Annotated in this window: 23 protein-coding genes; 3 read left to right on the top strand and 20 right to left on the bottom strand. The window is 58.0% G+C overall.

From position 1 onward, the window contains the following. Window positions 1-12 precede the first annotated feature (12 nt). From KYE_RS14415 to KYE_RS14395, 5 genes are all read right to left on the bottom strand, one after another. Complete coding sequence (locus KYE_RS14415) at window positions 13-1,761, bottom strand: N-acyl-D-amino-acid deacylase family protein (RefSeq protein ID WP_008174695.1); 1,749 nt, start codon at window positions 1,759-1,761, stop codon at window positions 13-15. 98 nt (window positions 1,762-1,859) lie between these two features. Next, window positions 1,860-3,065, bottom strand: coding sequence for an efflux RND transporter periplasmic adaptor subunit (locus KYE_RS14410; RefSeq protein WP_008174693.1), 1,206 nt, complete (start codon window positions 3,063-3,065; stop codon window positions 1,860-1,862). Window positions 3,066-3,097: 32 nt separating this feature from the next. Next, the gene (locus KYE_RS14405) at window positions 3,098-5,479 is read right to left on the bottom strand and encodes an ABC transporter permease (protein WP_008174691.1); all 2,382 of its coding nucleotides are present in this window, start codon (window positions 5,477-5,479) and stop codon (window positions 3,098-3,100) included. Window positions 5,480-5,500: 21 nt separating this feature from the next. Beyond that, complete coding sequence (locus tag KYE_RS14400) at window positions 5,501-6,232, bottom strand: ABC transporter ATP-binding protein (protein ID WP_008174689.1); 732 nt, start codon at window positions 6,230-6,232, stop codon at window positions 5,501-5,503. An 8-nt stretch (window positions 6,233-6,240) separates the two neighbouring features. Beyond that, on the bottom strand, window positions 6,241-6,561 hold the full coding sequence (locus tag KYE_RS14395; protein ID WP_008174687.1) for a TraR/DksA family transcriptional regulator: 321 nt from the start codon (window positions 6,559-6,561) through the stop codon (window positions 6,241-6,243). A 143-nt stretch (window positions 6,562-6,704) separates the two neighbouring features. Here KYE_RS14395 and KYE_RS14390 point away from each other — a divergent pair, with 143 nt between their 5' ends. The 3 genes from KYE_RS14390 (at window position 6,705) to KYE_RS14380 (ending at window position 10,313) form a co-directional block, all read left to right on the top strand. Continuing rightward, window positions 6,705-7,037, top strand: a complete 333-nt coding sequence (locus KYE_RS14390) for a phasin family protein (protein ID WP_008174685.1) — start codon at window positions 6,705-6,707, stop codon at window positions 7,035-7,037. A gap of 9 nt (window positions 7,038-7,046) precedes the next feature. Then, window positions 7,047-8,849 (top strand): PHA/PHB synthase family protein, encoded by a 1,803-nt coding sequence (locus KYE_RS14385; RefSeq protein ID WP_008174683.1) that lies wholly within the window; start codon window positions 7,047-7,049, stop codon window positions 8,847-8,849. A 99-nt stretch (window positions 8,850-8,948) separates the two neighbouring features. Continuing rightward, window positions 8,949-10,313: a sodium:solute symporter family transporter gene (locus tag KYE_RS14380; protein ID WP_008174680.1), complete on the top strand. Its 1,365-nt coding sequence runs from the start codon at window positions 8,949-8,951 to the stop codon at window positions 10,311-10,313. Window positions 10,314-10,337: 24 nt separating this feature from the next. Here KYE_RS14380 and KYE_RS14375 read toward each other — a convergent pair whose 3' ends face one another. The 15 genes from KYE_RS14375 to KYE_RS14305 form a co-directional block, all read right to left on the bottom strand. Next, on the bottom strand, window positions 10,338-11,339 hold the full coding sequence (locus tag KYE_RS14375) for an AgmX/PglI C-terminal domain-containing protein (RefSeq protein WP_008174678.1): 1,002 nt from the start codon (window positions 11,337-11,339) through the stop codon (window positions 10,338-10,340). Window positions 11,340-11,341: 2 nt separating this feature from the next. Next, the gene (locus tag KYE_RS14370; protein ID WP_008174676.1) at window positions 11,342-11,842 is read right to left on the bottom strand and encodes an ExbD/TolR family protein; all 501 of its coding nucleotides are present in this window, start codon (window positions 11,840-11,842) and stop codon (window positions 11,342-11,344) included. Continuing rightward, window positions 11,839-12,351 carry an ExbD/TolR family protein gene (locus KYE_RS14365; RefSeq protein ID WP_008174674.1) on the bottom strand — a complete coding sequence of 171 codons (513 nt, stop codon included), beginning with the start codon at window positions 12,349-12,351 and terminating at the stop codon, window positions 11,839-11,841. Before KYE_RS14365 ends, KYE_RS14370 begins: the two co-directional genes overlap by 4 nt. A gap of 25 nt (window positions 12,352-12,376) precedes the next feature. Then, window positions 12,377-13,084: a MotA/TolQ/ExbB proton channel family protein gene (locus KYE_RS14360; protein WP_008174673.1), complete on the bottom strand. Its 708-nt coding sequence runs from the start codon at window positions 13,082-13,084 to the stop codon at window positions 12,377-12,379. Window positions 13,085-13,223: 139 nt separating this feature from the next. Further along, window positions 13,224-13,529 (bottom strand): hypothetical protein, encoded by a 306-nt coding sequence (locus KYE_RS14355; RefSeq protein ID WP_008174672.1) that lies wholly within the window; start codon window positions 13,527-13,529, stop codon window positions 13,224-13,226. 15 nt (window positions 13,530-13,544) lie between these two features. Then, window positions 13,545-14,114, bottom strand: a complete 570-nt coding sequence (locus KYE_RS14350) for a tetratricopeptide repeat protein (RefSeq protein ID WP_008174671.1) — start codon at window positions 14,112-14,114, stop codon at window positions 13,545-13,547. Then, window positions 14,101-16,986 carry a tetratricopeptide repeat protein gene (locus KYE_RS14345; RefSeq protein WP_008174670.1) on the bottom strand — a complete coding sequence of 962 codons (2,886 nt, stop codon included), beginning with the start codon at window positions 16,984-16,986 and terminating at the stop codon, window positions 14,101-14,103. Before KYE_RS14345 ends, KYE_RS14350 begins: the two co-directional genes overlap by 14 nt. Continuing rightward, window positions 16,979-18,922 (bottom strand): hypothetical protein, encoded by a 1,944-nt coding sequence (locus KYE_RS14340; protein WP_008174669.1) that lies wholly within the window; start codon window positions 18,920-18,922, stop codon window positions 16,979-16,981. Before KYE_RS14340 ends, KYE_RS14345 begins: the two co-directional genes overlap by 8 nt. A gap of 8 nt (window positions 18,923-18,930) precedes the next feature. After that, on the bottom strand, window positions 18,931-19,482 hold the full coding sequence (locus tag KYE_RS14335) for a hypothetical protein (protein ID WP_008174668.1): 552 nt from the start codon (window positions 19,480-19,482) through the stop codon (window positions 18,931-18,933). A gap of 19 nt (window positions 19,483-19,501) precedes the next feature. Further along, on the bottom strand, window positions 19,502-20,605 hold the full coding sequence (locus KYE_RS14330) for a DUF3570 domain-containing protein (protein ID WP_049784481.1): 1,104 nt from the start codon (window positions 20,603-20,605) through the stop codon (window positions 19,502-19,504). A 43-nt stretch (window positions 20,606-20,648) separates the two neighbouring features. Next, window positions 20,649-20,885: a DUF4266 domain-containing protein gene (locus KYE_RS14325; protein WP_039882064.1), complete on the bottom strand. Its 237-nt coding sequence runs from the start codon at window positions 20,883-20,885 to the stop codon at window positions 20,649-20,651. Window positions 20,886-20,903: 18 nt separating this feature from the next. Next, a complete protein-coding gene (locus KYE_RS14320) occupies window positions 20,904-21,407 on the bottom strand; it encodes a TlpA family protein disulfide reductase (protein WP_014577483.1) in 504 nt (167 codons plus the stop codon). Window positions 21,408-21,418: 11 nt separating this feature from the next. Then, entirely contained in the window at window positions 21,419-22,063 is a 645-nt protein-coding gene (locus KYE_RS14315; RefSeq protein ID WP_008174661.1) for an outer membrane beta-barrel domain-containing protein, read from the bottom strand. Beyond that, the gene (locus KYE_RS14310) at window positions 22,033-22,785 is read right to left on the bottom strand and encodes an SH3 domain-containing protein (RefSeq protein WP_008174659.1); all 753 of its coding nucleotides are present in this window, start codon (window positions 22,783-22,785) and stop codon (window positions 22,033-22,035) included. The genes KYE_RS14315 and KYE_RS14310 overlap by 31 nt, the downstream gene beginning before the upstream one ends. Window positions 22,786-22,807: 22 nt before the next feature. After that, complete coding sequence (locus tag KYE_RS14305) at window positions 22,808-25,510, bottom strand: PD40 domain-containing protein (protein ID WP_008174657.1); 2,703 nt, start codon at window positions 25,508-25,510, stop codon at window positions 22,808-22,810. Window positions 25,511-25,533 lie beyond the last annotated feature (23 nt).

The raw sequence follows: 25,533 nt of genomic DNA, 5'->3' as shown, positions 1-25,533 counted from the left end.
TTTTGTACGTGGTTATCCAGACGCACCGGCGCGCAGGAAGTGGCCATAGCCAGGCTCCCGGCCCAGGGCAGCTTCAACCTCACCATCCGTTACCGCGGGTCGGCCGTTGATCAGCACCTCTCTGATACAACCAGGCACCCGGTTGACCATTCTCTCCAGTCCGAAGTTTTCCATCTCGGCCCACTCAACCTGTTCCAGATCCTGATCAAGGCCACGGGGGTCCAGTACCGTTATATCCGCCCGGTCACCTTTCCTGATATGACCGGCATCAACACCAAGCCAGTCTGCCTGTTCGCCGGTCAGTCGATGTACGGCACGTTCCAGCGACATGACCGGCTCACTCTCCACATGGCTTTCGTAAACCAGCTTGAGAAACCGCAGAGGCAGATTGTAGAAGGCCATATTACGGATGTGGGCGCCGGCATCGGAAAAGGTGATCAGGGCACCGGGATTGGTGACCATTTTCCGGAGCCGATCCTTTCTGTGGTTGCCTACCGTGGTGAACCAGCGCAGTGAACGGCCATGGGCAACCACCATGTCGAGAAAGAAATCGACCACATGGATGCCACGGTCGGCCGCCAGCTCAGCAAAGTTGCGGCCAACCACGCTTTTATCCGGGCAGTCGAGAATAACGGCATCGCCGAAATCCCTCTGCCATACCCGGGGCGAGAGCTTTTCCTTATAGAATTTCCTGAATTTCCGTCGGTACTGTTCGTCCTTCAGAAGCTCGTTGCGCTCAAGCTGATCGCGGATATCGAGGGCCATTTCACCGGCGCCGAATTCTTCAAACAGTACGATATCCATACCATCGGCATAGACCGTGAACGGCGTTGGCAGGAGCTGCCAGCGGAAGTTGCCGCCAAAGCTGTTGGCCAGCCACCCCACAAGGCTGGCCATGGGTTTGACCGTGGGATTGCCTTTCAGATCGATCATGGCAATCAGAGTTGTTTTCAGGGGCTTTCTCAACCAACCCAGGGTCTCTTTCAGGTACTGGGTTACCTGCAGAGGATTGGCCGCATTGGGCGCGCCCTGATGCACCCGTCCGTATCGGCGCAAAAGAGCATTCAGGCGGCTGACCTCACGCCATCGGGCGTAGGTGCTCGGCAGACTCTTGGACCACTCCCGGTCACCATCCACCTTGTCCCATTTCAGGCACATGGTGGAAAGACCGAGAAAGCCCTCCTGCAGAGCCTCCTCAAGGAGGGCTTCCATTTGTCTTTGCTCTTCTGATGTCGGAGTCACGCCCCGGTCGGTGGCGCGATGCAGCCCCATAACGGCAGTTCTCAGATCACTGTGGCCGAGAAAGCTGATGACATTGGGCCCCAGTGGATGCTGGTCCATGAACGCCACCCACGCTTTTGGTGTCTGCCAGGACTTGTGCTGCTTCAGAATGGGCAGCACTTTTTCCCTCGGGACCGTTTCCACCCGGGTAAAAATATCCGAGGCGTCCTCCGGATCGGAACAGACCATGCTCAGGGAACAACTGCCGATCAGCACCGTGGTGACACCGTGACGCACGGATTCAGACAGGGACGGCGCTACCAGCAACTCGGCATCGTAATGGGTATGGGTATCGAGAAATCCCGGCGTTACCCAGCAACCGCTGGCGTCAATCGTGCGCGTCGCAAGGCCGGGTTCGGGCTGCTGGTCAAAGACTTCGGCAACCCGCCCATCTTTGATGCCAACATGGGCGATGCGTGAGGGGCCGCCGGTACCGTCAAAGTAGCGGCCGCCGAGAATAAGCGTATCGAACTGGTTCACCGTGCCAGTCTCCTTTTTGTTTTTATGTGCCGTCAGTCTAGCCAGCCAAACGTGATATGTCCTCTCATTTTAGCCGGCGGACCGTGCAATGCAGGCCATTAACGAAGACGGATACGGCTGCCGTCTTCAAGCTGACGATCCGGGTGTCGGACGACGTTGTCTGCCTCAGTCAATCCTTCCTGGATAACTGTATGAAATCCGTTTGTGCGACCGACCGACACGTCTGTCAGAACCGCAATGTCATCGACAACGCGGAATACCTGGTGCTGCCCATCAGTGACAAAGATGGCGGATTCCGGAACCTGAAGGACATTGTCGGAACGCCAGAGCAGAAACTCGGCGTCTACCCGATAGCCGTCCCCCAGGCTTTGCCAGGCATCAGCAGGACTGGTGATATCCGCAACTACCTGTACCCGCCTTTCTTCCACACCCAGGGCCGACACGTCCTCGAATCCAACCGGCTCAACGCGCCGGACCGTAGCGTCCAGGGTGCCGCCACCCCACCCGGTGAGGCGCGTCACCATACCGGGTTGGAGATTCACGGCATCAAAACTCAATACATCCACAACCACCTCAAGCGCCCCGGGATCCCCCAGTTCCAGAATGGCTTCACCGGCCTGAATCACACCCTCGCTTTTTCGAACAATTCCCAAAACAGAGCCGTTTACAGGGGACCTGACCGGCACACGTTCAACCGCTCCATCGCCGTTCGCACGCGCGGCAGACACCTCAAGGCGCGTTCGGGCCGCTGCCAGTTCGTGGGCCATCACTTCTTCGTCAAAGCGCGCGGAACGCAGAATGGCCTGGGTTCTGGCCGCAGTGGCCCGGGCCTGCTGCAAACGCTCGTCGGAAACAAAACGATCATCACTGAGTGCCTGGAGGCGGGCCAGCTCACGCACGGCGAGGTCTGCTTCAGCCTCGGCCGCCGCCACTTTTTGACGAGTGGAGTTCAGCGCCGAGCGGGCCGACTGCACCTTGGCCTCCGCTTCGGCCCGACTTCGGGCATCAAGGGTGCTGGCAGGCATGGGGTCAACCTCCGTCAGCAGCTCTCCCGGAATCACCGGATCCCCCACTTCCAGCAATACCCTGTGCAGATAGCCGGCAACCGGTGATGAAACCACGTATCGGTCACGCACCCGCGTTTTGCCCTCCTCCTTGATAGTGATTTCCATGGGGCCACGGGTTACCGGCGCCAGATCCACCCAGACCGGATCGGGTCGGATCGTGACCACAACTGCAACACTGGCGAGCATTACGAACACCCCCCAGAACAACCATTTTCCGGCAAACCCTTTTTTCGCCATAACCTCAGTTCACTCCCCGGTTGCTTTCGCACCTATTCCCGTGTTTTCAACACCGCTACAAGATCCAGCCGTTTCAGGCGCCACCAGGCAATAACCCCGGAAGCGATCGCCGATACCACCACGACCAACGCGGACATGCCAAGTGTCTGGCTGGTGATCGTCAAGGGCACCCGATACAGTTCGGTTTGCATGGCAGTAACGATCATGAGCGCCAGACCCTGGCCAGTCAGCCAACCGAGGGGAATACCCAGAAACAGCAAGAGCGCAACCTCTCCCAACAATATATGCGCAACTTCATTCTGGGTGTATCCCAGCACTCTCAGGCTCGCCAACTCCCGACCTTTTTCCGCCAGTGAAATCCGGATCGTGTTGTAGACCACTCCAAAAGCGATGATTCCGCCCATCAGGCTGTTGAAAAAGGTGAACGTCAGGAAGGTTCTCGCCAGGGTGTCGTAGAAGCTGTCGAGCATGGCCTGCCGGATGCTCAGGCCAAGCACTCCCGGGGTTTCGCGAAGACTGTTATAAACTTCCGAAGCCTTGTCCGGGTCCAGGTTGATCAGGGCCTGATTGATCAGGGGCCCGTCCCCCAGTGCCCGGTTAAGAGCATCCAGATCCATATAGGCACCAACCCCGAGAAACTCGCTGGTGATACCGGCGACCGGAACCATAACCGTTCGGCGGTCGCCCTCCAGGAGCTCCAGCTGCAGAACATCTCCCGGACCGACACCCAGTTCATCGGCCAGAAAATCGGTCAACAACAACCCCTCCCTGGGGAGCGGAACCGGCTGCAGGTCACTGTCGATGACAAATTGCAGGCGCGCCTCGGAGGGTATTCCGGTGACTGCGCTTCGCCACTCCCGATGGCCGGAAACAAGACGTGCCGGGACCGAGCGTCGCTCCTCCACGTAACGTATCCCGGCTTGCCGCTGCAAGCCGAACAACGCCGCGCTGTTCACCGGATCAATAAAGGTCGCGGACAGATCCTGTTGCTGAACCCGTGCAAACTGCGTGTGGACCATCAGGGACACCGAGTCGAACTGGAAGTTTCCCACCATCACGATGGCAGTGGCCATGGCGACCCCAGTCATGGATAACAGGGTCCGGACCGGACGACGGGAGAGCTGGCGCACGATCATTCGGGAGGGCTGGGCGAAACGGATTCCCGAGAGCAGCTTTTCCACTATGGTCACCCGGTACCTGGCGGGCCCCTCAGGCCTCATAGCTTCAGCAGGCGGCAGTGCCGCTGCCTGCCTGATGGCTCGCCAGGCACCGAGCCAGGCGACCACAATTGTCATCAACCCCAGCAGCACAACCCATGCGGGGTCAATGCGAAACAACAGCCCCGGAAAGCGGTAATAATCCATGTACAGTTCGCCGAGAGAGCGTCCAAGCCATAGGCCAAGGCCAAGCCCCGCCAGCAAACCGATGACGGCGATCACGATGACCAGTTTGCTGTAATGCCAGGCGATCTGACGGTTGCTATAGCCGAAGGCCTTGAGTACCGCGACGATATCCCGTTGGGTGCTGATCAGACGGCCAATCACCACATTCAACAAAAACATGGCGACACTCATGAAAATGAGGGGGAAAACCGTCGCCATGGTTTTCAGCTGATTGAGCTCGTCACTCAGAAAACGGTGGGAAAACTGGTCGTCCCGGCCAAAAGCCCCCGTTGCCCCATACCGGGCCAGCAATCGATCCAGAGCATCAATGACGGAGGCAGCAGAATGGCCAGGTTTGAGCGTCACCACCAGGCTGTTGAAAGCGCCCCGCATATCCATGGCGGATTCCAGGGACTCTCTGTTCATCCAGAGAACACCATACCGCTGATAGTCCGGCAGCATACCGCCCGGAGGAATGACGTAGATGAATTCCGGTGACTCAACAATGCCGGTTATCGTAAGAGCCTGCCGGCGGCCGTTGATAATGGCTTCAAACTGATCTCCCAGAACCAACTCATGCGCTCCGGCAAAGCTTCCGATCACTGCGATCTCCTGGCTTCGACCAGCAGCCGGGAGCCGTCCCTGGCGAATAAAAAGGCGGTTGACGTCAGGCTGACCTTCCGGCGGAACAGACACCAGGCGAGCCGACACCGGATCCGGGAACCCGGGTATTTCCAGTTTCGCAGCGCCTTCGACCCTCCCCTCGTACCTGGCGATACCAGGCAGCGCAGCGATGTCCTTGAGAGTATGGCGTGGAGCCCGTTTGACCGGCGCAAAGACCTCGGCAAATTCGTGTTGTTCGTAATACTGGGCTCTGGTTGCCAACAGCGATGAATAGTTCACGAGAGACATTACGCACACGCCCACGCCTCCGGCAATAACCAGTGCGATGGCCAGTACCTGACCGCGCATCTGCCAGAGTTCCCGGCGTAACTTTACGTTCAGAACCGTGTTCAATCCCTTCGGGGACATCGCTGTTACTCTTCAGTGCCATTACCAGGACAAAGTGCGGGGGTCCTGGCGACGTTCATTAAGACGCTCACCACTGATGTTGCCGTCCGAGAGCGTTATCACGCGATCCGCCATGCCGGCGATGGAAGCATTGTGGGTAATGATGACGGTAGTCGTGCCGGTCTCCCGGTTGGCTTTGTCCAGTGCCTCGAGCACCAATACGCCGGTGGCGGAATCGAGGGCGCCGGTTGGCTCGTCGCACAGGAGTACATCCGGTCGTTTGGCAATGGCCCGGGCAATGGCAACGCGCTGCTGTTCACCACCGGAAAGCTGGGCCGGAAAATGGTCAATGCGGCTCTTGAGCCCAACCAGTTCAAGTGCCTCTTCCGGCGTCATTGGATTGGTCGCTATCTCGGTCACTGCCGCCACATTTTCCCTGGCGGTGAGGCTGGGGATGAGATTATAGAACTGGAACACGAAACCCACGTGTTCACGGCGATAACGGGTGAGTTCGCGGTCGCCGGCAGTACTGAGATCAAAATCCCGATACCGGACTTCGCCGGTCGATGGCACATCCAGCCCGCCAAGAATGTTAAGGAGTGTGGATTTGCCAGAACCGGAAGCGCCCAGCATGACGACCAGTTCGCCGCCATAGAGATCCAGATCTACGCCACGGAGGGCATGAACCTGAACCTCCCCCTGATCATAGGTTTTCGTCAGGCCCCGGGTCTGGAATACGGCCGAGCCGGTCGTGGATGCCTGCAGTGGCTCCATGGTGTCACTCAGTCTTCGGCACAATCCACGCAAACCGTGGTATAGGGCAGAACCTGCAAGCGGCGTGGGTCAATGGCCTCGCCGCAGGATTCGCATTCGTCACCCACACCGTTATCAATCCGAGCCAGTGCATGTTCAATCTGAGCGAGTTCGGAACGGGTTTCGGTTTCCAGCGAATCGACCACTTCGTCGTTCTGGGTCTGGGTAGCCTGCTCCTCGAAATCCTTGTCTAACGCACCCCCTTCCCGATGCTGATGCGCCTCATAACGGGAAAGTCTGGCCGTCAGGTCGGCTCTCAGTGTTTCAAGTTCGGATTTCCGGTTGGTCATATGGCGCCTCCTGCCTTGCCGGGAAAACATGTTCCTACAGTAAAGCATAAGCTGAACCCGGGATTGATGCTTGTCAAAATTGCGTCACGCAGGATGAGGCAGAATAGAATTCCATCAAATCCATACGCAAAGGAGTTGTGACCATGAACACCGAGCTTTTCGAAAAAGCGACCCGTCTGAACGAAACCCTGTTCGAGCAATTTGGCAAGGCTGCAGAAATGCAGATGAACGCCTTCCGACGTTATGCCGATGTCACCATGGAGCAGGCTAAAAAGGTGTCTGAGGTCCGTGATCTGGAGAGCCTGAAAAGCCTGACTGGCGACCAGGCGGAGACCCTGAAATCACTGAGCGAGCAGTTCACCGCAGACTGGAAAGCCTGGCAGGACTACTTCAACGAAAGCAGGGAGCAGATTCAGAAGGTGTTCGAGAAAGCACCCGAGGCATCGGCCAAGCCCGGCCCGAAAACCGCCAAATAAGGGATAGTTATGTTCGGTCTGGATACGCTCGGGAAAGCCGTAGGTCAGCTCGTCAACGGCTTCGAAACCAACGTCCGCCAGGGACAGCAGCAACTGGAGAAAGCATTGGGAGATGCTGGCGTCCTGGATGCGGCAACGCTCTCCACGATAACGGAAATGTCCGATGCCTACCGCACAATGGCCGAGGACCTGCTCCTGCACCCGCTCCGGTTTGCAGGAGCGGAACTGGATCTGGCCCGCAAACATGCCGCGCTGGGGTACTACACCCTTGCACGGCTCGTGGGCAAGCATAAGAAGCCCGTTGTCGAACCAGAGGCCGACGACCGACGCTTCCAGGCCGAGGAGTGGCACAAGCATCTACCTTTTGATGTCCTCCACCAGGCCTATCTGATCAACTCACAGGCCTTTCTGAACTGGGCGGCCGGCATGGAAGGGATTCCCCCGGCAGGACGGGACCAGATGCTGTTCTACGCCCGACACCTGACCAGTGCACTGTCGCCATCGAATTTCCCCGCTACGAATCCGGAAGTGCTCAGGATTACCTGGGAACGCAAAGGGATGAACCTGATCGACGGTGGACGGCAGCTGATCGAAGACCTGCGGCAGAATCCTTCCCTGTTCAATGTTGGGATGACAGATCGCTCTGCCTTCGAGGTGGGACGTAACCTGGCAACTACCCCTGGCAAGGTCGTGTTCCAGAACGAACTGATGCAGTTGATCCAGTACTCGCCAACAACAGAGACCGTCAGCAAACGCCCGTTGCTGATTGTTCCGCCATGGATCAACAAGTACTACATCCTGGACCTCACCGCCAGGAACTCCTTTATCCAGTGGTTGGTCAACCAGGGACAGACTGTTTTTATTGTTTCCTGGCGAAATCCCGGGCCCTCCCTGCGGGACAAAGGCTGGGAAGACTACATGGAACTCGGGCCACTGGCGGCCATGGATGCGGTTACCGAAGCCACCGGCGAAGACCAGATGAATCTGATCGGCTATTGCATCGGTGGCACCCTGCTGGGCTCAACATTGGCCTGGCTCAAGAAAAAAGGCCGTAATCCGGTAGCCAGTGCTACCTATCTGACGACACTTCTGGACTTCTCGGACCCTGGCGGAATCGGTGTCTTCATCAACGATCACTCGATCCGGGGTATTGAGAAAATGCTGGAGCGCAAGGGCTACCTGGACGGTCGCGCTATGGCGTTCACGTTTAACCTGTTGAGAGAAAACGAGCTGTTCTGGTCGTTCTGGACCAATAACTACCTTAAAGGCCAGAAGCCCGCGGCTTTTGACCTGCTCTACTGGAACACCGACGGCACCAACCTGCCAGCTCGAATGCACAGTTACTATCTGCGCCAGATGTACCTGAATAATCGTCTGGTGAAGCCAGATTCCCTGAATCTGCTCGGCGAGTCCATCAACCTGTCCGAAATCGATGTACCCTCTTTTTTCCTGTCCGCCAGACAGGATCACATCGCCAAATGGAAAACCACCTACAAAGGGGCGCTGGCCCACGGCGGTGATGTCCGCTTTGTGCTCTCCGGCTCCGGCCATATCGCTGGCGTTATCAACCCGCCCTACAAGGAAAAGTACGGCTACTGGACCAATGACACCCTGGTGCCGGATGCAGACGCCTGGTTCGAGAAGTCCGAACACCATCCGGGATCCTGGTGGCCCCACTGGCTCGAGTGGATTGCCCGTTTTTCAGACGGCGACGTGCCGGCTCGCATCCCCGGCGAAGGGAAACTTCCTGCGATTGAGGACGCACCCGGCAGCTACGTCAAAGTCAAAGCTGCGGAGGCCGTGAAGCAGTAGACCTCTGCGTGGCCCGCATTCCTGCGGGCCAACGTATCTCGCCCCGCTTCCGCCGTTGTGGCACTATGGCCCGCTTGATGAACGGCGGAGAACCTCCCGATGTTTTATACCACCCTCGCGGCGATCGTGGTCGCCATGATCCTGTTTGCCTGGCTCGGACTGAGAGCCCGTCTCGCCGACGGCGGACTGGATGACTATGTAACGGCAAGAAACAGTCAGGGAGCCAGGGCCCTCGGACTGTCTTTCCTCGCTTCCGGCATGGGCGGCTGGATACTGTTTGCCCCGCCTGAGGTTGGCGCACTGGTTGGCCCTCTGGCTCTGGCTGGCTATGCCCTGGGCGCCGCCTTGCCGTTTATCGTGTTCGCTTTCTGTGGCCCCGCTATTCGCCGCTTCCTTCCGGAAGGACGCAGCATCGGCGAATTCGCCAACGCCTGTTATGGCAATGGCGTACGCCGCTACGTTTCGACGATCTCGGTGCTCTACATGCTTTGCTTTCTCACCGCGGAGCTTACTGCCATTGGTGCCATAACGTCGCTGCTTTCCGGTATTGATGGCGGCATTGTGGTCATTGGCGTTGCCATAACCACGCTGGTATACACCGCTGTCGGTGGTCTCAGGGCCAGCATCGTTACCGACCAATGGCAGGCACTGTTACTGATCGGCTTGCTGGCTATCGTCAGTTTTGTTGCCGTAGGCAAGCTTCCGGACGCAGCACCCGCAGCGCTACCGGATATCCCTGCGTCGGCAGCCCTGAGCGTGGCGCTGACTCTGGTGATTGCCGTCACCGCCGCCAACCTTTTCCACCAGGGATACTGGCAGCGTTTATGGTCGGCTCGTGATACGGACGCCCTGAGCCGCGGCGCGTTGCTGGGCGGCGTGGTTACCATCGCCGTTGTCGCCGTGGTTGGCGGGCTGGGAATACTGGCGGCCATGAGCGGCGCCGACCTGGGCAGCCCGCCGATTCCGTTTTTTGCCTTGCTTGCTGATGCGCCGGCCTGGCTCGCTTTACCGGCCCTGATCCTGGCCATCACACTCGTGGCATCCTCGGTGGATACCCTGCAGAACGCACTTGCGTCGCTGGCGGTTACCGAAAAACAGGGGTTGTCCATTGTCAGTGCCCGATGGTTTACCGTGCTGCTGATGATTCCTGTGGTTCTGGTGGCACTTCAGGGGATTTCCGTGCTGCGGCTATTTTTGATCGCAGACCTGCTTTGCGCCACGGCGGTTCTGCCTGTACTGATGGGGCTCTGGGGAAAAATGACCACGAGGGCGGCGATCCTGGGCTGTCTGGCGGGACTTTTCGGCGCGATTCTGCCCGGATGGATTACCGGTGGCAGCCTGATGGCCGGATTGGAAGCTGCCAGCTTCCCCGGCAGCATTCCCACCCTGATGCCTTTCGTTGGTGCCCTGGTAGGCTCCGGACTGGTCAGTGTCGTGATCGCGACCACAACCCGGAAACGCTAAGCGGCATCCTTGCTGTCCAGCGCCCTAGCTGGACAGCAATTCGATCGGATAACGGATCTTGGTTTGATCAACGCCCGGTCGGGCCCCGAAATCCACCAACCTCAGACGATTGCAGATCTTGCTCTCCAGCGCCGGCTCATTGAGTGTAGATTCCACCACCGAACAACTCGATACTGCACCGTTCGGCTCAATGACCAACTCCGGGGTAATACTTCCCTGCAGCGACGGTTTGCGCCGAAGCTCCCGGTTGTAGATGCTGTAGATCGCGGATTTGTTGGCATCCATGGTCCGGCGCAACTCTTCCTTGCTCCGGGTTCTGGCCGCAGTTTCCTGCTGTTCCTTGCGTGCCGCCTCTTTCACCGCAGCAACTCTCTCTGCTTCGGCAACTTCCGCGCGCTGACGCTCGGCCAGGGCGACCTGACCGGCCTCCCGGTTGAGCACTTCCTCGTTCACCCCACTGCTCTTCGCGCTCGCGGTCGCGCGCGAGGCCAAAGTATCACCGGTTTTTCGGGCAATAGGTTCCGCCGTATTGGCAACCGGGCCATCCAGCTTGACCGACTCTGCCAGCGAACTGAGTTTCTTCAGTTCGTTGCCCATTGCCAGAATACCGGTATTCTTTGCCTTCTCCCGCGCCTTGGCGACCTCTTCAGGCTTGGGTTCTGGCTTGGGCTCCGGTTTTTCGGCTACCTGAGGCTCCGGCTCGGGTTCCGGCATCACCGGTTCAGGAACCGGCTCCGGCTTGGGCTCTGGTTTGGCCTGCTCCACCGGCTTTTCCTCAGGCTTCGGCGGTTCGGGCTCCGGCTCGGGCATCACCGGTTTTGGGGGCTCCTTTTTCTCGATGATCAGCTTGGCCAGCTGAGGCGGCAGAGCTTCCTGTTCCTGCCTGTCACGTTCTGGCAGCTCTACCCAGCTGACATAACCTGCAATTGCAAGGAACAATGGCATCACAAAAACAGCGGCGGCCAACAACCGCTTACGTTCACCACGCTCCTGATTCCAGGGCAATCCGTACCGATAATCCATCATGGTCAGGCTCCCTGTTCCGCACGCTGATTAACCGCCAGGGAAATACTGGCGTAACCGGCGTCCACACAGGTGGACATGATTTTTTTCAGCAGCTCGTAGGGCAGTTCGCGGTCTGCAAGAATGGTAATGGGTCGACCCGCATCCGGGGCAGGTGCCGACGAGCGACTGGCCTGATAGTCCAGTTCCTGCTTCAGGGCAGGCTCCACCTGTCCGTCAAACGTCTGGAAGGCGTCGCGTTTCACTACCAGCCGACCGTTCACCAGGATATCCCGGTCTGTGACGGTCAGGGCCAAGACATCACCAGGGGGTTGCTGAGCGGTGGAATCCGGCAGTTTGATAGTGTTGTTCTGGTTCAATACCTGTACGTCGGAGGAGGAGTTCACCATCAGGAAGAACACCAGGATGGTGAAGATATCCATCAATGAGACCAGGTTCATCTTTCCCTGGCTTTTATTGCGCCGGTAATGGCGTTTCTGGCGGCGGGCCTTGGCAGATTCTTTCATGAACTCACCTCCGCGGATCCCGAAGGCTGTGCGGGCGCATCGCCGAGAGAGATCTCGGGGAACAGCTCCGCTTCAACCACACTACCAGCCACAACCGCCTCGTATGAGCGCACCGTGTCCATCACCGAGACCAGAGACTGATAGGACGTCTGCCGGGACGGCATAATAATCACATCCTTTTTGTCGGGCACACGGCTCTTGATTTCCTTCATGACATCCTTGAGCAGAACGAAATCATACTCGCCCTCGCGCTGGGGGATGTTCTTGATGACGCCGCCCTGGTTATCCGCAACGACCAGGCGATCCTCATAGATCACCACCTGGATCTGCAGCTCTTCCGCCTGCTGGGCCGACAGGCTCTCACCGGTCGGGAAGTTGAGTTCCAGAACGCTGGTGTGGGCGAACACCATATTCAGCAGCAGTACCGGCACCAGCACAATCATGAGATTCATGAAGGGCGTGATGTCGAGATCGGCCTCACTTTGTAGGCGACGATGCTTCCGTCTCATGGCCTGACATCCTTCTGGCTGGTTATCAGGCCGGGCTACCGGCCGGAGTCGCTACCTGTGCCGGCGAAGCGGCATTCTGTCCTTGTGGTTGAGCGGCGGTCTTACTCCCGGAACCATCGCTGAGGAGGTTCAGGACCTTGATGCCCGCCATCTCAAAGCTGTCGACGATCTCATTGGTCTTGGTCTGCAGCAGTGAGTGGATCAGCAGCATGGGAATAGCAGACATAAGGCCGAAGGCGGTGGTGTTCATGGCAACCGAGATACTCTGGGACAGAAGGCTCGCCTTCTGGGCCGGATCCGCTGCAGCTACCGCCGTAAACGCTGCAATCAACCCGATAATCGTACCCAGCAGGCCAAGCAGCGTGGCAATGTTGGCCAGCGTTGCCAGATACTGGGTGCGCTTTTCCAAACGCGGCATCACATCCAGCAACCCCTCTTCCATCGCGTATTCGATCTCTTCACGACCCTGGCGGCGGGCCAGGCGCTGAAGGCCGAAGCCGATCATGGTCGACATGGCACTACCGGATTCCTGGGTGTAGTTCAGGGCGCCCTTCAGGTCACGCTTGGCGATCATCTGATGCAGGCGGTTGAAGTCCCGACGGTTGGTCAGTTTCTGGGCGGAAAGGTAAACGTAACGTTCAATGGCAACAATGAGTCCGACAATCAGCACAACTGCAATCGGAAACATAAAAAAGCCACCTTCCTGGAAGAAGCGAACGGCGGTATCGATCATTTTCTGGGCACTCCATGGTCCGGTTTTCAGATCAGTCTAAGCGCGTCACTCCCCTGCAAGGGTAAGTTCGCGAAAGTCTGTGTGAGGGTTTGTTTAATCTTGCGCAGGAACACACTCATGACGTGACAGGCATCACACTCTACTGCCCTGTGCTGGCCTGGGTCTGTTTGATAAACGCTTCGTGGTACTTGATAAAACGCTGGAACTCATAGCGTTCCAATGGCCGGAGACCCTGATCAACCATCAGGCGTTCTTCTGGCGCACGCAACTCGTCCACTTCCGGTGGCTGCCAGGGCACCAGATACATCACCGTAGGCACTTCCTGATCGCCACGGATTCGCGTGCCCTCAATGGTAACCACACCCGGGGCGTCCTGGGCGAAGACCATCGGCGCCGTGGGCAACAGGGCGGAAACTGCCAGAGCGATTAGCGCGAGACGTTTCATATCACATAGTCCACATCAGATTCTGTTTTTGGCATCGAAGATCCAGTCTTCCAGTCTGGGGTGCGGCTCACTGGCCGCGGACTGATAACGCTCATAAAGGTCGACCGCCTCGGAAGGTTTACCCAGGTAGATATCAAGCAGGAAGGCCAGATTAAGGATAGCAGGCGCGTAATTCGGATCAGCAGACAGTGCCGCGCGATAATACCGTTCTGCTTCGTCGAATTCTCCTGCGTTCCGGGCAATTACTCCCAGATGATTCAGCGCCTGCACATTTTCAGGATTCACCGCCAGCGTGCGTTCAAACCAACTTTTCGCGGTCTCGGTATCCTCTTCGTGGAAAGCAATAATGCCAAGGTTGGCCATGGGGCCGGCTTTTCCGGGGTAGTCGCTCGCCAGTTGCTCGAATCGGGTTTTGGCCTCGGCGAGATTTCCCTCCTCCATGGCACTCACGGCCTTGGCGAATGACGCTTCCAGTGCAGTCTGCTCAACTTCTGCCTCAGACTCCGGCGGCGCCGGCGCCGTCACACACCCCGAAAGCGAAAACATCACGAAAAGACAGAGTCCGCAGGCCTTAATCGAGCCCATAGACAACCCCCTGGGTAACTTCTTCTTTCCGATAACGTCCGGGCAACAGGGCTTTCAAGGCCTCGTAACTGCGCTTGACCCATTCATCGAAAATGCCCTCCCGGGCCCGCCGGATATTCTGCTCGTGGATATCGATGGCGTTGTCCTCAAACGGGTAGGCCTGCTCTTCCAGGAGAAGCTCGTACTGAGCCAGTTCAAGCTCGCTCAATCCGGTGGGCCGCTCCGAGTCCATGAGATCGGCACCGAGGCGTGCATAGATGTGGGCGATCTGGTAACCAGCCTCGGTTGCAAATGATGAAAGGCCATAGCTGGCCGTCTTCTTGTAGGCGTTGACCGCTCGTTCAAGCGCATCGGTCTTCGCTGTCATGCTTTGATTGAGTGGCAGAGTCAGCCTGATGCCGTCATACCGGGCAAGGGCGTCGCGGGCGAGGATTGCAGAGGCTGACGCCGCAAGGTACCGCATGCGATCGTCCGCGGCGTCCGGGTCCCAGTCCACCGTTTCCATCTGCTTTCGCAACCAGTAATCCCTGCTTTCGGCATCCCCGTCTTCCTGATAGAGCTCAGCCAGCCGATTGGCCGCTTCCATGTAGACGTCCGTCGGCTCGGGGTGGCTGTTGGCGTAATTTCGCCAGGTATCAATCGCCTTCTCCCGGTTACCGGCCTGATCGTACAGTTCTGCTGCAATCAACAGGTTTTCCCTTCGCTCTTCCGGCGTCTTGGCGAGGGAGACCATTTGCTGGAGTTCGTCGGCGGCTCGCTCCCACTGCTCCGTTTCACGGTAGGCCAACGCCAGTTTTGCAGGGACTGTGTCAATCAGCTCGTGATTGGGGAAAGACCGCCTGAAACTGGTCAGCACACCGATGGCCTGCTCCCAGAGATTGGCGGTGATAAGAAGTGAGGCAGCATCGTATTCGGCGTTTGCCCGCAGAGCGGATTCTGGAACGGCCGTGCCGACTCGCAGGAATTCGCTCACCGCAGCCTCCACATTTCCGGCATCAGCTAACTGCTCCGCCTGTCGATAGACCGCGGCTGCCAGATTTTCACGAACGCCGCTTCTGCGTTCATCGTCTTCGGCCATTGTTGCCAGGGCGTCACGATAAGCCTGTTCCGCCTCGGCGTATCGGGCCAGTTCGGAGAGGCTGTGCCCGGATAACAGCAAAGCTTCCGTCGTCAATTCATCCGGGGGCGTGGGTTGCCAGGTAACAAGTCGGGCCGCCATATTGACGGTCTCTTCCCAGTTGTTCAGGTCAAATTCACGCTGCAGCGCAATGTAATACACCGCCGGCGCCCGGGCGTCGCCGGGAAACGCATTTGCGAACCGCAGCCTGTTCAGTTGTTGCAGCTCCTGATAGGCCATCCGCTCCGATACCGGTTCACTCTCCCAGGTTTGCGAGTACTCCCGGAATGCCAGCACCGATGCATACCCGGCTTCAGCTGCCCGATCGGCTACTGTGTCTTCCGGATAGTCATAGGCCACGCGTTCGAAAGCTGCGATTGCTGCCGGCCAGTCTTCCAGCTCCAGGTAAGTCTCACCCAGAAGGAACAGCCGCTCCGGTGTACGGGGGTGGTCCGGGAAGGTAGCCGCAAATTCGGCGTAATAACTGGCGGCTTTGCGGTAATGATCGTCCGCCTGCTGATCATACTCCGCCTCCCCTGCCAGCAGGTACTGGCGGTCCGCCAGTTCCGGCAACAGTTGTTCCAGTTGTTGCTCGATAAAGCCAATTGCATCGGGGCCCGCTGACTGCCAGTAATCGCTGTAGATTCCGTAAAGGCTGACAAAGCCGGCCTTTCGTTCAGGGATCGTACGGGTGAAACCGGCCAGCTCAAGGGTATCAATGATCCGGATGTGGTAGCGCGGCGCCCAGGGACTCTCCGGATGGTCTTCTATGTAGGCTTCGAAGACATCGATGGCATCACTGTATTGCTCTCTCTCGAGCAAGAGCTCGCTGTAGCGGTCGTAGACCAGGATTTCGTAGGGGCGACCACCCGTTTGGCGGAAAATCGCCTGGAGGGTTTCCGCTCCGTCAAGGTACGACAGGGACAGCCCTACCACCCTGAACAGATCTTCGATCAGTGTCTGGCTCCGCTGATCCACGTCCGCCACCGGCCTGCCCTCGGGCATGACAAGATCAAGCACTTCAACGTAACTGAAGAGCGCTTCCTGGTATTGCGCCTGCTTGAACAGACTCCAGCCCTTCATGTAATGCGCGTTCACCAGGAACGAGGGATCGGCCATGCGTTCCTGGCTCGCGAGGGTAACCTCGTCGAAAGCCTGTTCCGCTTCCCCGTATCGACCATCGATAAACAACAGATCGCCGCGGCGGAATTGAGCCTCAACCCAGTATTCTGAATCCGGGTAGCGGCGAACCAGAGTATTCAGGGCTTCAAGCTGCTGCGGCGTCGCGCCTCGAAGCTCCCAGGCTCTGGCAAGCTGATAATAGATCTGGTCATTGCCCTCACGCTCTGGATATTCCGACAGAAGACGCTGGTAGGCATCGATGGCGCCGGACAGTTCATCGACAGCCGAATCCGCCATTTTCCGCTCCGCACGCTGGAATTCCAGATCGGCCAACCGATGCCTGATGGTAACCTGCTTGCGGGGATCCTCTACGAGTGGCAAAAGCGCCTTGTAACTGTCCATTACCGTTTCAATGGAAACATCTTCTGCGGGGTCGCTGACCGCCGCTGCATCTGCACTTTCCTGCCGCGTTTCGATTGCCGGAAGCGCAGCCAGTGTGCCCTCACGGACTCGCGGCATTTCTTCGCCACCGGCAGGCATCATCGACTGCAACATCTGGCAGCCACTCGCCATGACAAGGGCCCCAACCATGAGGAGGCCTTTAACAGTCCTGCCGGCCATCCGATTATTCATCACCGGCACCTGCATTTTGCGATGCGCGGAACAACTGGTCCGCCAGCCTCGCCTGGGCGTGGCGAGAGGCCAGCAGGTATCCATTAAGCTCCTGTTGCTGGGCAGCCAGCATCCGATCAACCTGCGCCAGGAGTGTTTGCCGGGCACTGCCTAATGCCTCGGACACCTCTGTTCCAAGAGTCGCGAGTTCCCGTTCGCTGGCAGCGATCCGCCGAGCCAGTTCCGCATGGCGGGCATCATCGGCCATCAGGCTTTCAACCCGTTGCCGCTGGGCCTGAAAGCTTTGCATCTCGCGATCCAGTTGCATGAGCTGTTTTTGCGCCGCCCAGCGATTGATTCCATAGTCATCCGCAATCCACCAATCGAAGTAGGCACGCATCCGCCGATACGTCGCACGCTGCCTGGCGGTCGTCGCGTCGTCAGGCAAATCCGCCAGAGTTTTCTCAACCTCAGCGAGCTTGTCTCTAAGCGCTTTTTGTTGCGAGGTCATGAAGAATCCCGCATCTTCGTCTGCCAGCGCCGAGGAAACTCTGTCCGTGAAGTCCTCGTGCAACTGCTGCCACTGGTCTGCCTGTTGGGTTTCGAGTGCCCGACGGGTCTCGGCAATACGAATCTGCCGTTGCTGCTCACGGGTCTCCAGCATGATCCGGAACGATTCAAACCTGGACTGCCGCTCGGCGATGAAGGACTGCATTCGGTAGAGTTCGTTCAATTCGGCAAGCGCCTGCTGGAACGTCTCCGAAGCCAGCACTTCTGCCATACCAGAATCGAGGGGCTGCACGCGCAGCCGGCCATAGGAATCTGTAAGAATCCCGTCGCTGTCACGGCTGAACTCAAGCTGGGCCATCAGACTTTCTTCATTCAGCCGATCCCGGATATTGTCGAGCTCCCTGATACGGGCCTCGTAATGGTCGGCTGCCTTTTTAAACGCAGGCAATGCACGCTGTGGAGCGTTCATCTGCTCAAGAACATAGGCGCGGGCAAAGGGAACCTGCTGGCGCCAGGGCAAAAACAGTTCACGGTTCGCGAGAGTATCAAGGGCGTCGAGAGCCCTCTCCGGCCTGCCCTGGCCCGCCGCGGCAACGGCGTAGTCAAAGAGAGCCTGATCGGCGAACACGCCGGTCAGTGGCATGGCTCCCAGGACCTCCAGAGCTGCCTCAAACTGGTTATCACGCAGGTACAGGCCCGCAAGCGAGAGGCGAGCGCGGCCCAGCAGGCCCTCCCGTTCGGCATCTGGCTCGACGGAGTCAATGGACTCGTCGAGGATGGAGATGAGCTTTTTCAGTGCCTCTTCGGCGGCAGCTCCGTCTGCCGCATCGAGAGCGGAGACCGCGGAATTGTACCGGAGGTAAAGGGACCAGATGTCCGTTTCGTCCAGCTGCTCCCGAAGCGAAGCCAGTTCGGGTTCATCATCAGGGCGGGCAGACATCATGACCAGCCGGGAGCGCAGATAAATCCATTCGCGGAAAAGATCGTGGTCGGCCTCGGCCAGTATCTCGCCATCCACACGATTGAGGTTCTCACGTGCGAGCGCCTGATTCCCCTCGAGGTAAAACACCTTACCGAGATAGAACCAGGCCTGGTTGCGAACATCAGGCGACAGATTGCTGCCGGTGCCATCGGCCCCGAGTAGCTGCGTAAACAACCTGCTCGCCTCTCGGGTCATCCCCCAGGACAGCATGAGCCCGCCCTCGACGAGAGCCGGATGATCTCCGTGTCCCTCGATGCCGCCCCGTTCGCGCGCCACGGCGAGCTGGGTCAGAGCCTCGAAGGCGTTACCCTGATGGTATTCGTACAGCGCCCAACCATAACGAAGATCCTTCGCCCGCTCGGGTTGCGCCTCACCGGCATGGACCGGGGTCATCATCAGCAACAGTAGGGCACCCGCGTAAATGAACGGGCGTCGACCTGAGGACTGGCTTGCTTTCAATCCCACGACGCGGCTTACTCCCACTCCACAATGGATACGGAGGGTTGGTAGTTGGAGGAGCGATCTTCAACGCGGATTTCCAGAGCGGCCGTTCCAGTGCCCTTCTCAAACTCCAGGGAGGCCGCCTGCTTGTAAGGCCGCTGATCCGGGCCGATTCCCTCAACAAACGCCGTCATCTCATGGACGCCAGTTTTCAGGTTGCCGACGTATAGCCGCTGCATGCCGCCGCGTTCAAGGGCAGTCACCTGTCGCTCCGTATACAGGTGGGAAGCAACAATCTCGTCGTCGACTTTCAGTTTGACCGCATCCAGCTTCAGAAACTTCCCGGCATCAACGCTGAGAAACACGGCAACCTGGGTATTGGCTGGAAAAAGCAGATCTTCCTCAAGGATAAACAGGTCACGATTCAGGCGTATCACTTTCTTCTTGAGCTCCTCCACCTGCTCGGCGACGGCTGTATCATCTTTCTCCGCCCCGGGATTGGTCTGGGCAAATGCGGGGGCTGTCAGGGCGAGGGTCAATGCCGCTAAAAGCACCGGAAATCGGGAGTTCAAGCAAGTGGCCATGGTCGTTCTTCCTGCATGCTCAGTATTCAAGAATCAACGACGCCCGGGTTACGTAGGCATCGAAGGAATATAGGGGTTCTTCGCCGGGGAGAAAGTCACCTGCTGCGGTGACATCCCGGAAGTTGTCATATTCAAAATTCAGCCAGTCCACCAGTAAGCTGAACTGCAGGCGATCAATGCCGGGAAGCGAAGTCTGCTTCCATTCGTAGACCGCGCCCACCGCCAGGGTTGTCCCGGATAGGGAGCTGAGCTCCTTGTCACGGGCCAGGTGTGTCTGGGAGTTCTCGAATGGGAAAAGATCGCTGTAAAAGTCCGCCTCGCTCTGGCTGTAGTAACGAATGGAACCTTCAAGGGTCCAGTGCTGGTTCAATCCGTGCACGTATCCCAGTTCGACCGTGTGGGCGTTGATGCCCCAGGTATCGGAAAAATAACGGTATTCACCGCGAATTGAGGCGCGATATGGCAGATAGTAAAGCGCTCGCATGGCCACGGAGGTACTTGTTCGGGTTTCCGGATAACGTTCCGGTTGATACAGGAACGCTGTGGAATCGTTCGGGTCGATGTAGCGGTTCTGTCGGTAAGGGTTCTGCAGGAAGCCCTCATCCGTAACCACCTCAAGATCCAGGCCTACCAGGCTGTTGCGGGTGACGACCTGGCTCAGTCCGAGCTGATAGTTCCGACGATCAGCTTCCTCGCTGAAGGAATCGTTGCCAACCCGGCCCACTTCATCCCAGCCGCTGGCATAGCCCATGGTTACTGTGGACATGCCCCCGAAAAACTCCTGGCTGAGCGAGAAGTAAACGGTGTTGGCTTCGTAATCGTTTTCGGAACTGTTGGTGAAACCCAGACTCAAAATGGACTTATCGTGCAGGTAATCGACACCAAAGGTGTACTCGTTGCGTTCTTCCTCGTAGGGGCTCGCCGTGGCCAGAACGTCCACAGAGGCAGCCGAAACGGAGTCAACATAGTACTGGCCGGAAAACGAAACCGACGAGCCAATACCCTTGCGCACCAAAACTGAGGGGCCATCGATGACCATGCCACCACCGTCATAGCGGTGGTAGAGAACATCCACGTTATCCACTGGCAAGGTCGCCGCAATCGCCTGTTGCCCGGCCAACATCAGCACGAACAGAGCGCAGACGGAGCGCACTAACCTTTTGCCGTCAGTTACAGCCACAGCCACCCCCAGAACCGCCTTCTGCTCCCCGCGCAGACTCCCGGACCTGATAGACGTGATGCATGTAGGAATCCGCCTTGCCATGGCGGCTGAGACTCATGACCGGATCCGCCAGATTATCCCGTTCATAGGGTTTTACCCACGGCTTGATTGAGCTGCATCCAGAGATCGTGAAGGTCGCGACCAAAAGAGCAGAGGCAGTGAAGATCGACAAATTACGCATAAACGTTCCGTCCGAAAATTATTCGCGCACCAGCTCGCGAATCTGCTGTTCGTACTCGTCTTCGTAACCCGGCTGATAGCCGTAGTGGAGATACCGGGCATTACCATCGCGATCGATCATCACGGTCGTTGGCATGGCTTGGACTTCATAAAGCTCGCTCACCGAACTCTCCGGATCGTAGAGGATCGGGTAATTCACGGGTACCTTGTCCAGGAAGCGATGGGCCTCTTCCCGATTCTCATCCACATTGACCGCCAGAATCGTGAAGCCGAGATCCTTGTATTGGCTGTAAAGCTCATCCATCAGCGGCATTTCCTGGCGGCAGGGACCACACCATGATGCCCAGAAGTTCAGCATCACCACTTCACCACGATGGTCCTCCAGCCTCAGGTTTTCGCCGGAACGGCTTTCCAGGGTGAAATCCGGAGCTGGCACATTGATGGCCTCGGCGCCCGCCATGGGGCTAAGACAGGCCAGGACGCCCGCCACCGCCAGTGATTTTATGGATGCTTTCATAACCATTGCTCCTGTAATCAGAAAAAGACCGACAGGCCAGTGCTGACCTCTGTGTTCATGGAGGTTTTCTCGGCCCCAAGAACATCTATTCGGTAGTAGTGCTGTCTTACGCCAATCTGAACTGCAACGCTGTCCGTCAACAGAACCTGATAGCCCGCGCCGGCATTCAGGGTAAACCGGGTGTCACCCGCAAAATCGGTAGCGCCGGCACCCGCAATCAGATAGAAATTGGTGTTGAATGCGTAGTTCTCGGTGAGGAAGGCCTCGCCCGGAAGCACGTTGTAACCCAGGTTGATGTTGTAATAGCTGTAATCCCGCTCGCTGTCGGTAAGCACCTCCACGTTACCGGCCAGCTTCTCGAAACTGGTTTCTCCACCCTCCGCGAAGCCGACTCCGGCCTCGAAAAAGAAGGACTCGCTGAGGTGGTAGGTGAGCTTGCCGCCATAAAGCAGCGACGACTCGAAGTCCTCGATATTGAGCACGCCCACAAAAGCGCCAATTTCAAAGTTCTCGGTGTCAATCAGCGCCTCGGTGACCGGCACCGGGGTAACATCCGGCTCGATCAGCGGCCGATCATCCTGGGCCTGGGTTGCTGTGGCTATGCATAGCCCTGCCCCGAGACACAGCGTTTTCAGAAAAAGATGCTTAGTCCGATTTTCCATTCTGTCGCTTCTTCGTTGGTGGACCGGGTAGTGAACACTTTGTAGTCCTTCACTTCGGCACGGATGAAATATCGATCGGTGATGTAGGCGCGGATGCCAAGCCCTGCATGGCCAATGCTGTTATCCCGTTCTTCGGGCTGAGCCAGAGTGGCCTTGGGATCAACCCAGATATGCCCGACCCCCAGGGTAAAAAAGGGTGATACCCGCCAGTCAGGAAATGGCTGATGCACCAGATTCGCATTAACCATTCTAATTTCCGAGGCGCTGCCCAGAATCTGAGAAGCCCAAAGCTCGGCGGACAGGTTTCTGGTCATCCAGAAGCCGCCGTAGCCTGCCGTGACAGCGGCACCATCAAACTCCCCCATCATCAATCCGGCTTCCACCCGCCGGCTTTCAAAAGCCTCAAAATCCGGCACCTGAAGATCCACACGATTACCCGTGGCATCCACCGTCTGCGCAATATCCGCAACCGCTATCCAACCCTCCCGGCCACGGGTATCCGTCACTTTGATCCAACTTGTCTTGCGCTGGAGAATGGTCAGCCATTCCCCTTTTTCGCTGGTATGAAAAACTGGATAGCCCGTTGCCGGTCCGGTTCGCCAGGACACATAGGGCTCCGCCACCTGCACTTTCAATGCATCGTCTTCAGCCTGCCCCCACAGCCAGCCAGCCCAGCTCTGGGCCGGCAACAACAAAAGAAAGATAAGAATGGCGATGGGCATGGTGCGAGTTTCAGTCCTTGGATCAGTCTTCCGGAGCGTCGAACGGATTGTTGAAATACTGGCCGCCAATATCCAACCACTCTGCAATCAGTCGCAGTTCGGCGGGCGAGAGGAAATCCCTGTGTGAACCGTCGTCGGCGAATACGTCGAAGAAACGACTTGCACGGGCACCGTTGACGGACATTGAAGCCTGCACCGGCACTGTTACCAGGATGGGTTGTTCATCTCCGTTGGCGTCCAGAATGGGATTGCCTTCTTCGTCCCTCAAAACCTCCCCGGAGTCCACGAGCACATCGATCAGGGCGCCGTTCACCAGTTCCTGCTCACTGTCCGGGAAGAGCAGTTCTCTGTAGGCGTTGAAGTGTAGCGGTTCATCGGGTGACGGGCCATCGCCCAGATCCAGCTGTCCAGCCGGCACTTGCTGAGCGTCCGCCGCATCGGTGTCCGTATGGCAACTGGTACAGGTGTAGTCATCCACGACCGCCATGGTGTCCGGGTCCAATACCTCCCGATTGACGCTCCACAGCGGATGAATATGCTGCTCGTAGTTGATCACAATCCGGCAATTCGGCGCCCAGTCGGTTGCACAAACGCCGGATATCGGCGGCGGTGTCTGCAGATCGGCATAGGCGTAGGCAAAGCTGTCAGGCTTGGGATCCACGGCATCTCCGGACCATTGATCGGCATAGACCACATCCGGCGTCGGCCGGCGAATCTCGTTGATGCGGGCAAACACCTGAGCCATGGTTTCACCCATGTCGGCAAACAGAGCCGGGTCGGTATTCGGGAACGGAAGGCTGGTGGTTGCGGCCCCACCCCACACGGACGCTGGACCGGCATCCGGTCTGCCATGGGGTGTCGGACTGTTCGGGTTGTGGCACCCTGAACATTCAAGGGTCTCGCCGGGGCGCACCGTGAGCCAGTTCTGGTGCCGGTTGCCCATAGCGCCACCAACACGCTGGCCTTTCGCATCAAGAATACTGATGGCAAAAGCAACATTGGCGGGCACCGCCACCTTCACTGACCCATCAGGCTCTATCGGCACGTAGCCCAGAATCTCCCGCATTAGCTGAGCCCGGCTGCGGCCAAAGGCGCTGTTGTCGAAATCCCGGACGTTCTCATCGGGGATGGCCACGGGCTTTTCCAGTCGAAGGAATCTGGCCGGGCGATCTTCCGGCGGCGTTTGCAGCGGATCAGCCATTGCAGCAATACCAGTCGGCGTGGTGTCCACTCCATCGATATCATAGACGCTTCGAATGTGCAGGACGCCGTAGCCGGCATCGCCGAGGGCCCCCTCATCACCCGTGAACTGGGATTCCGGGATGAACCCTTCCAGAGGCCGCTCCTTCATCAGGACCGCCTCATCAAACTGAACGCCCTCTACCGGCGGGACCACCGGCCGCTGGGTTTCGCTGTTGATATCCAGAAGCCACAAACCGTAGACGGGCTCTGCGGGTTGATAGTCTTCGGATTGCAGGCGATCTTCCGTGCAGTTCACAATCCGGTCGGTCGCTGTTTCACGCAACCGGCAAGGTGTCCAACTGACCAGGTAGCGGTTGGTACCATCAAGTAGCGGTGAAACCGATGCATAACTGCCTTTCAGCGATAGTTGGCCATCCAGGCCCACGCCGGGCACAAGCGAGCGCTGTCCCGAACCTTCGGTGCCATCGAGACGAAGATTGGCCTCAACAAATTGGTCAACATCGACTTCCGCCAACACAGACGCGTAATCATCCGTTTCAAACGGCCTTAGCTGCACGAGCAGATTGCCGCTGTCTGATTTGCGTGGCTGCAGGTACTGTATGTCGTTCGCTTCCGGAACCGAATCGTGGGAGTGACGACCGAAAAGATAACTCAGGCCAGTGCCGTCAGGGTTGACGCGGTAGAGGTTCACACCGTTGTTCCGGGTTTGGCCGGCATTATCCCAGCGGCTGAACACAATGGTGCCATCATCCGCCACCATGGGGTCGAGGTCGTGGCTCTGGTTGAAGGTGATCTGTTCAATGTTCTGACCATCGTCGTCCATCACATGCAGAACAAACCCGGGGCTATCACCCTCCTCGTCCAGACCGGAATACTGGGGTTTGCCTTCATCAAGCAGCACCGCCTTGGAAATCCGCTGACGGGTTGACGAGAAAACGATTCTGCCATCAGGCAGATAGGCTGGCGCAACGTCCTGCCCGGCCCGGGCGGTAACGTCCGAATCGATGATCCGGCGCAGGATGTCGGTACTAACCTCGTATTCCCAGATATTCCAGGTTGGCTGATCCTCGTCGTCTGCGTCCTCGATTTCCGGCGCACGCATGGCAAACAGCAGTCTGGAGCCGTCGTGGGAAACGTGGAGATCTTTCACGTCGAAACGTAACTGACCATTGTCATCAAGGAATTGCGGCCCCGCGAATGCTCTTGAGGCAATATCCCGCTTCTCGGCGTCCGCAGTGGCACTGGCCTTCAGAAACAGCCGCGCTCCGGGGCGGAAAGCGCTCGGGTCGGCCAGGTTGTCCTCGACCAGGGCCCCGGTGTTTTCGTCAAAAAGCAGAGCCCGTTCGACATAAGCCACAGGGTTCTCGACGACAACCGGATCCGCCTGCTGACTGTCGCTGCTCGAAAGACAGCCAGACAGAGCTGCAAGCGAGCCGAGTGCGACAGCCAGGCGAGTACTGCGAGAGATGTTTAGAATGGGCGACTTAATTTCCAACGTGAGAAACCCTGTTTCGGATGACATTCCATGACATAAATTAAGTCGGT

The organism is Marinobacter manganoxydans MnI7-9, from assembly GCF_000235625.1.
In the GTDB taxonomy this organism is placed as follows: domain Bacteria; phylum Pseudomonadota; class Gammaproteobacteria; order Pseudomonadales; family Oleiphilaceae; genus Marinobacter; species Marinobacter manganoxydans.
Note: the sequence above shows the minus strand (reverse complement) of the source record. Positions and strands in the feature narration are given on the sequence as shown.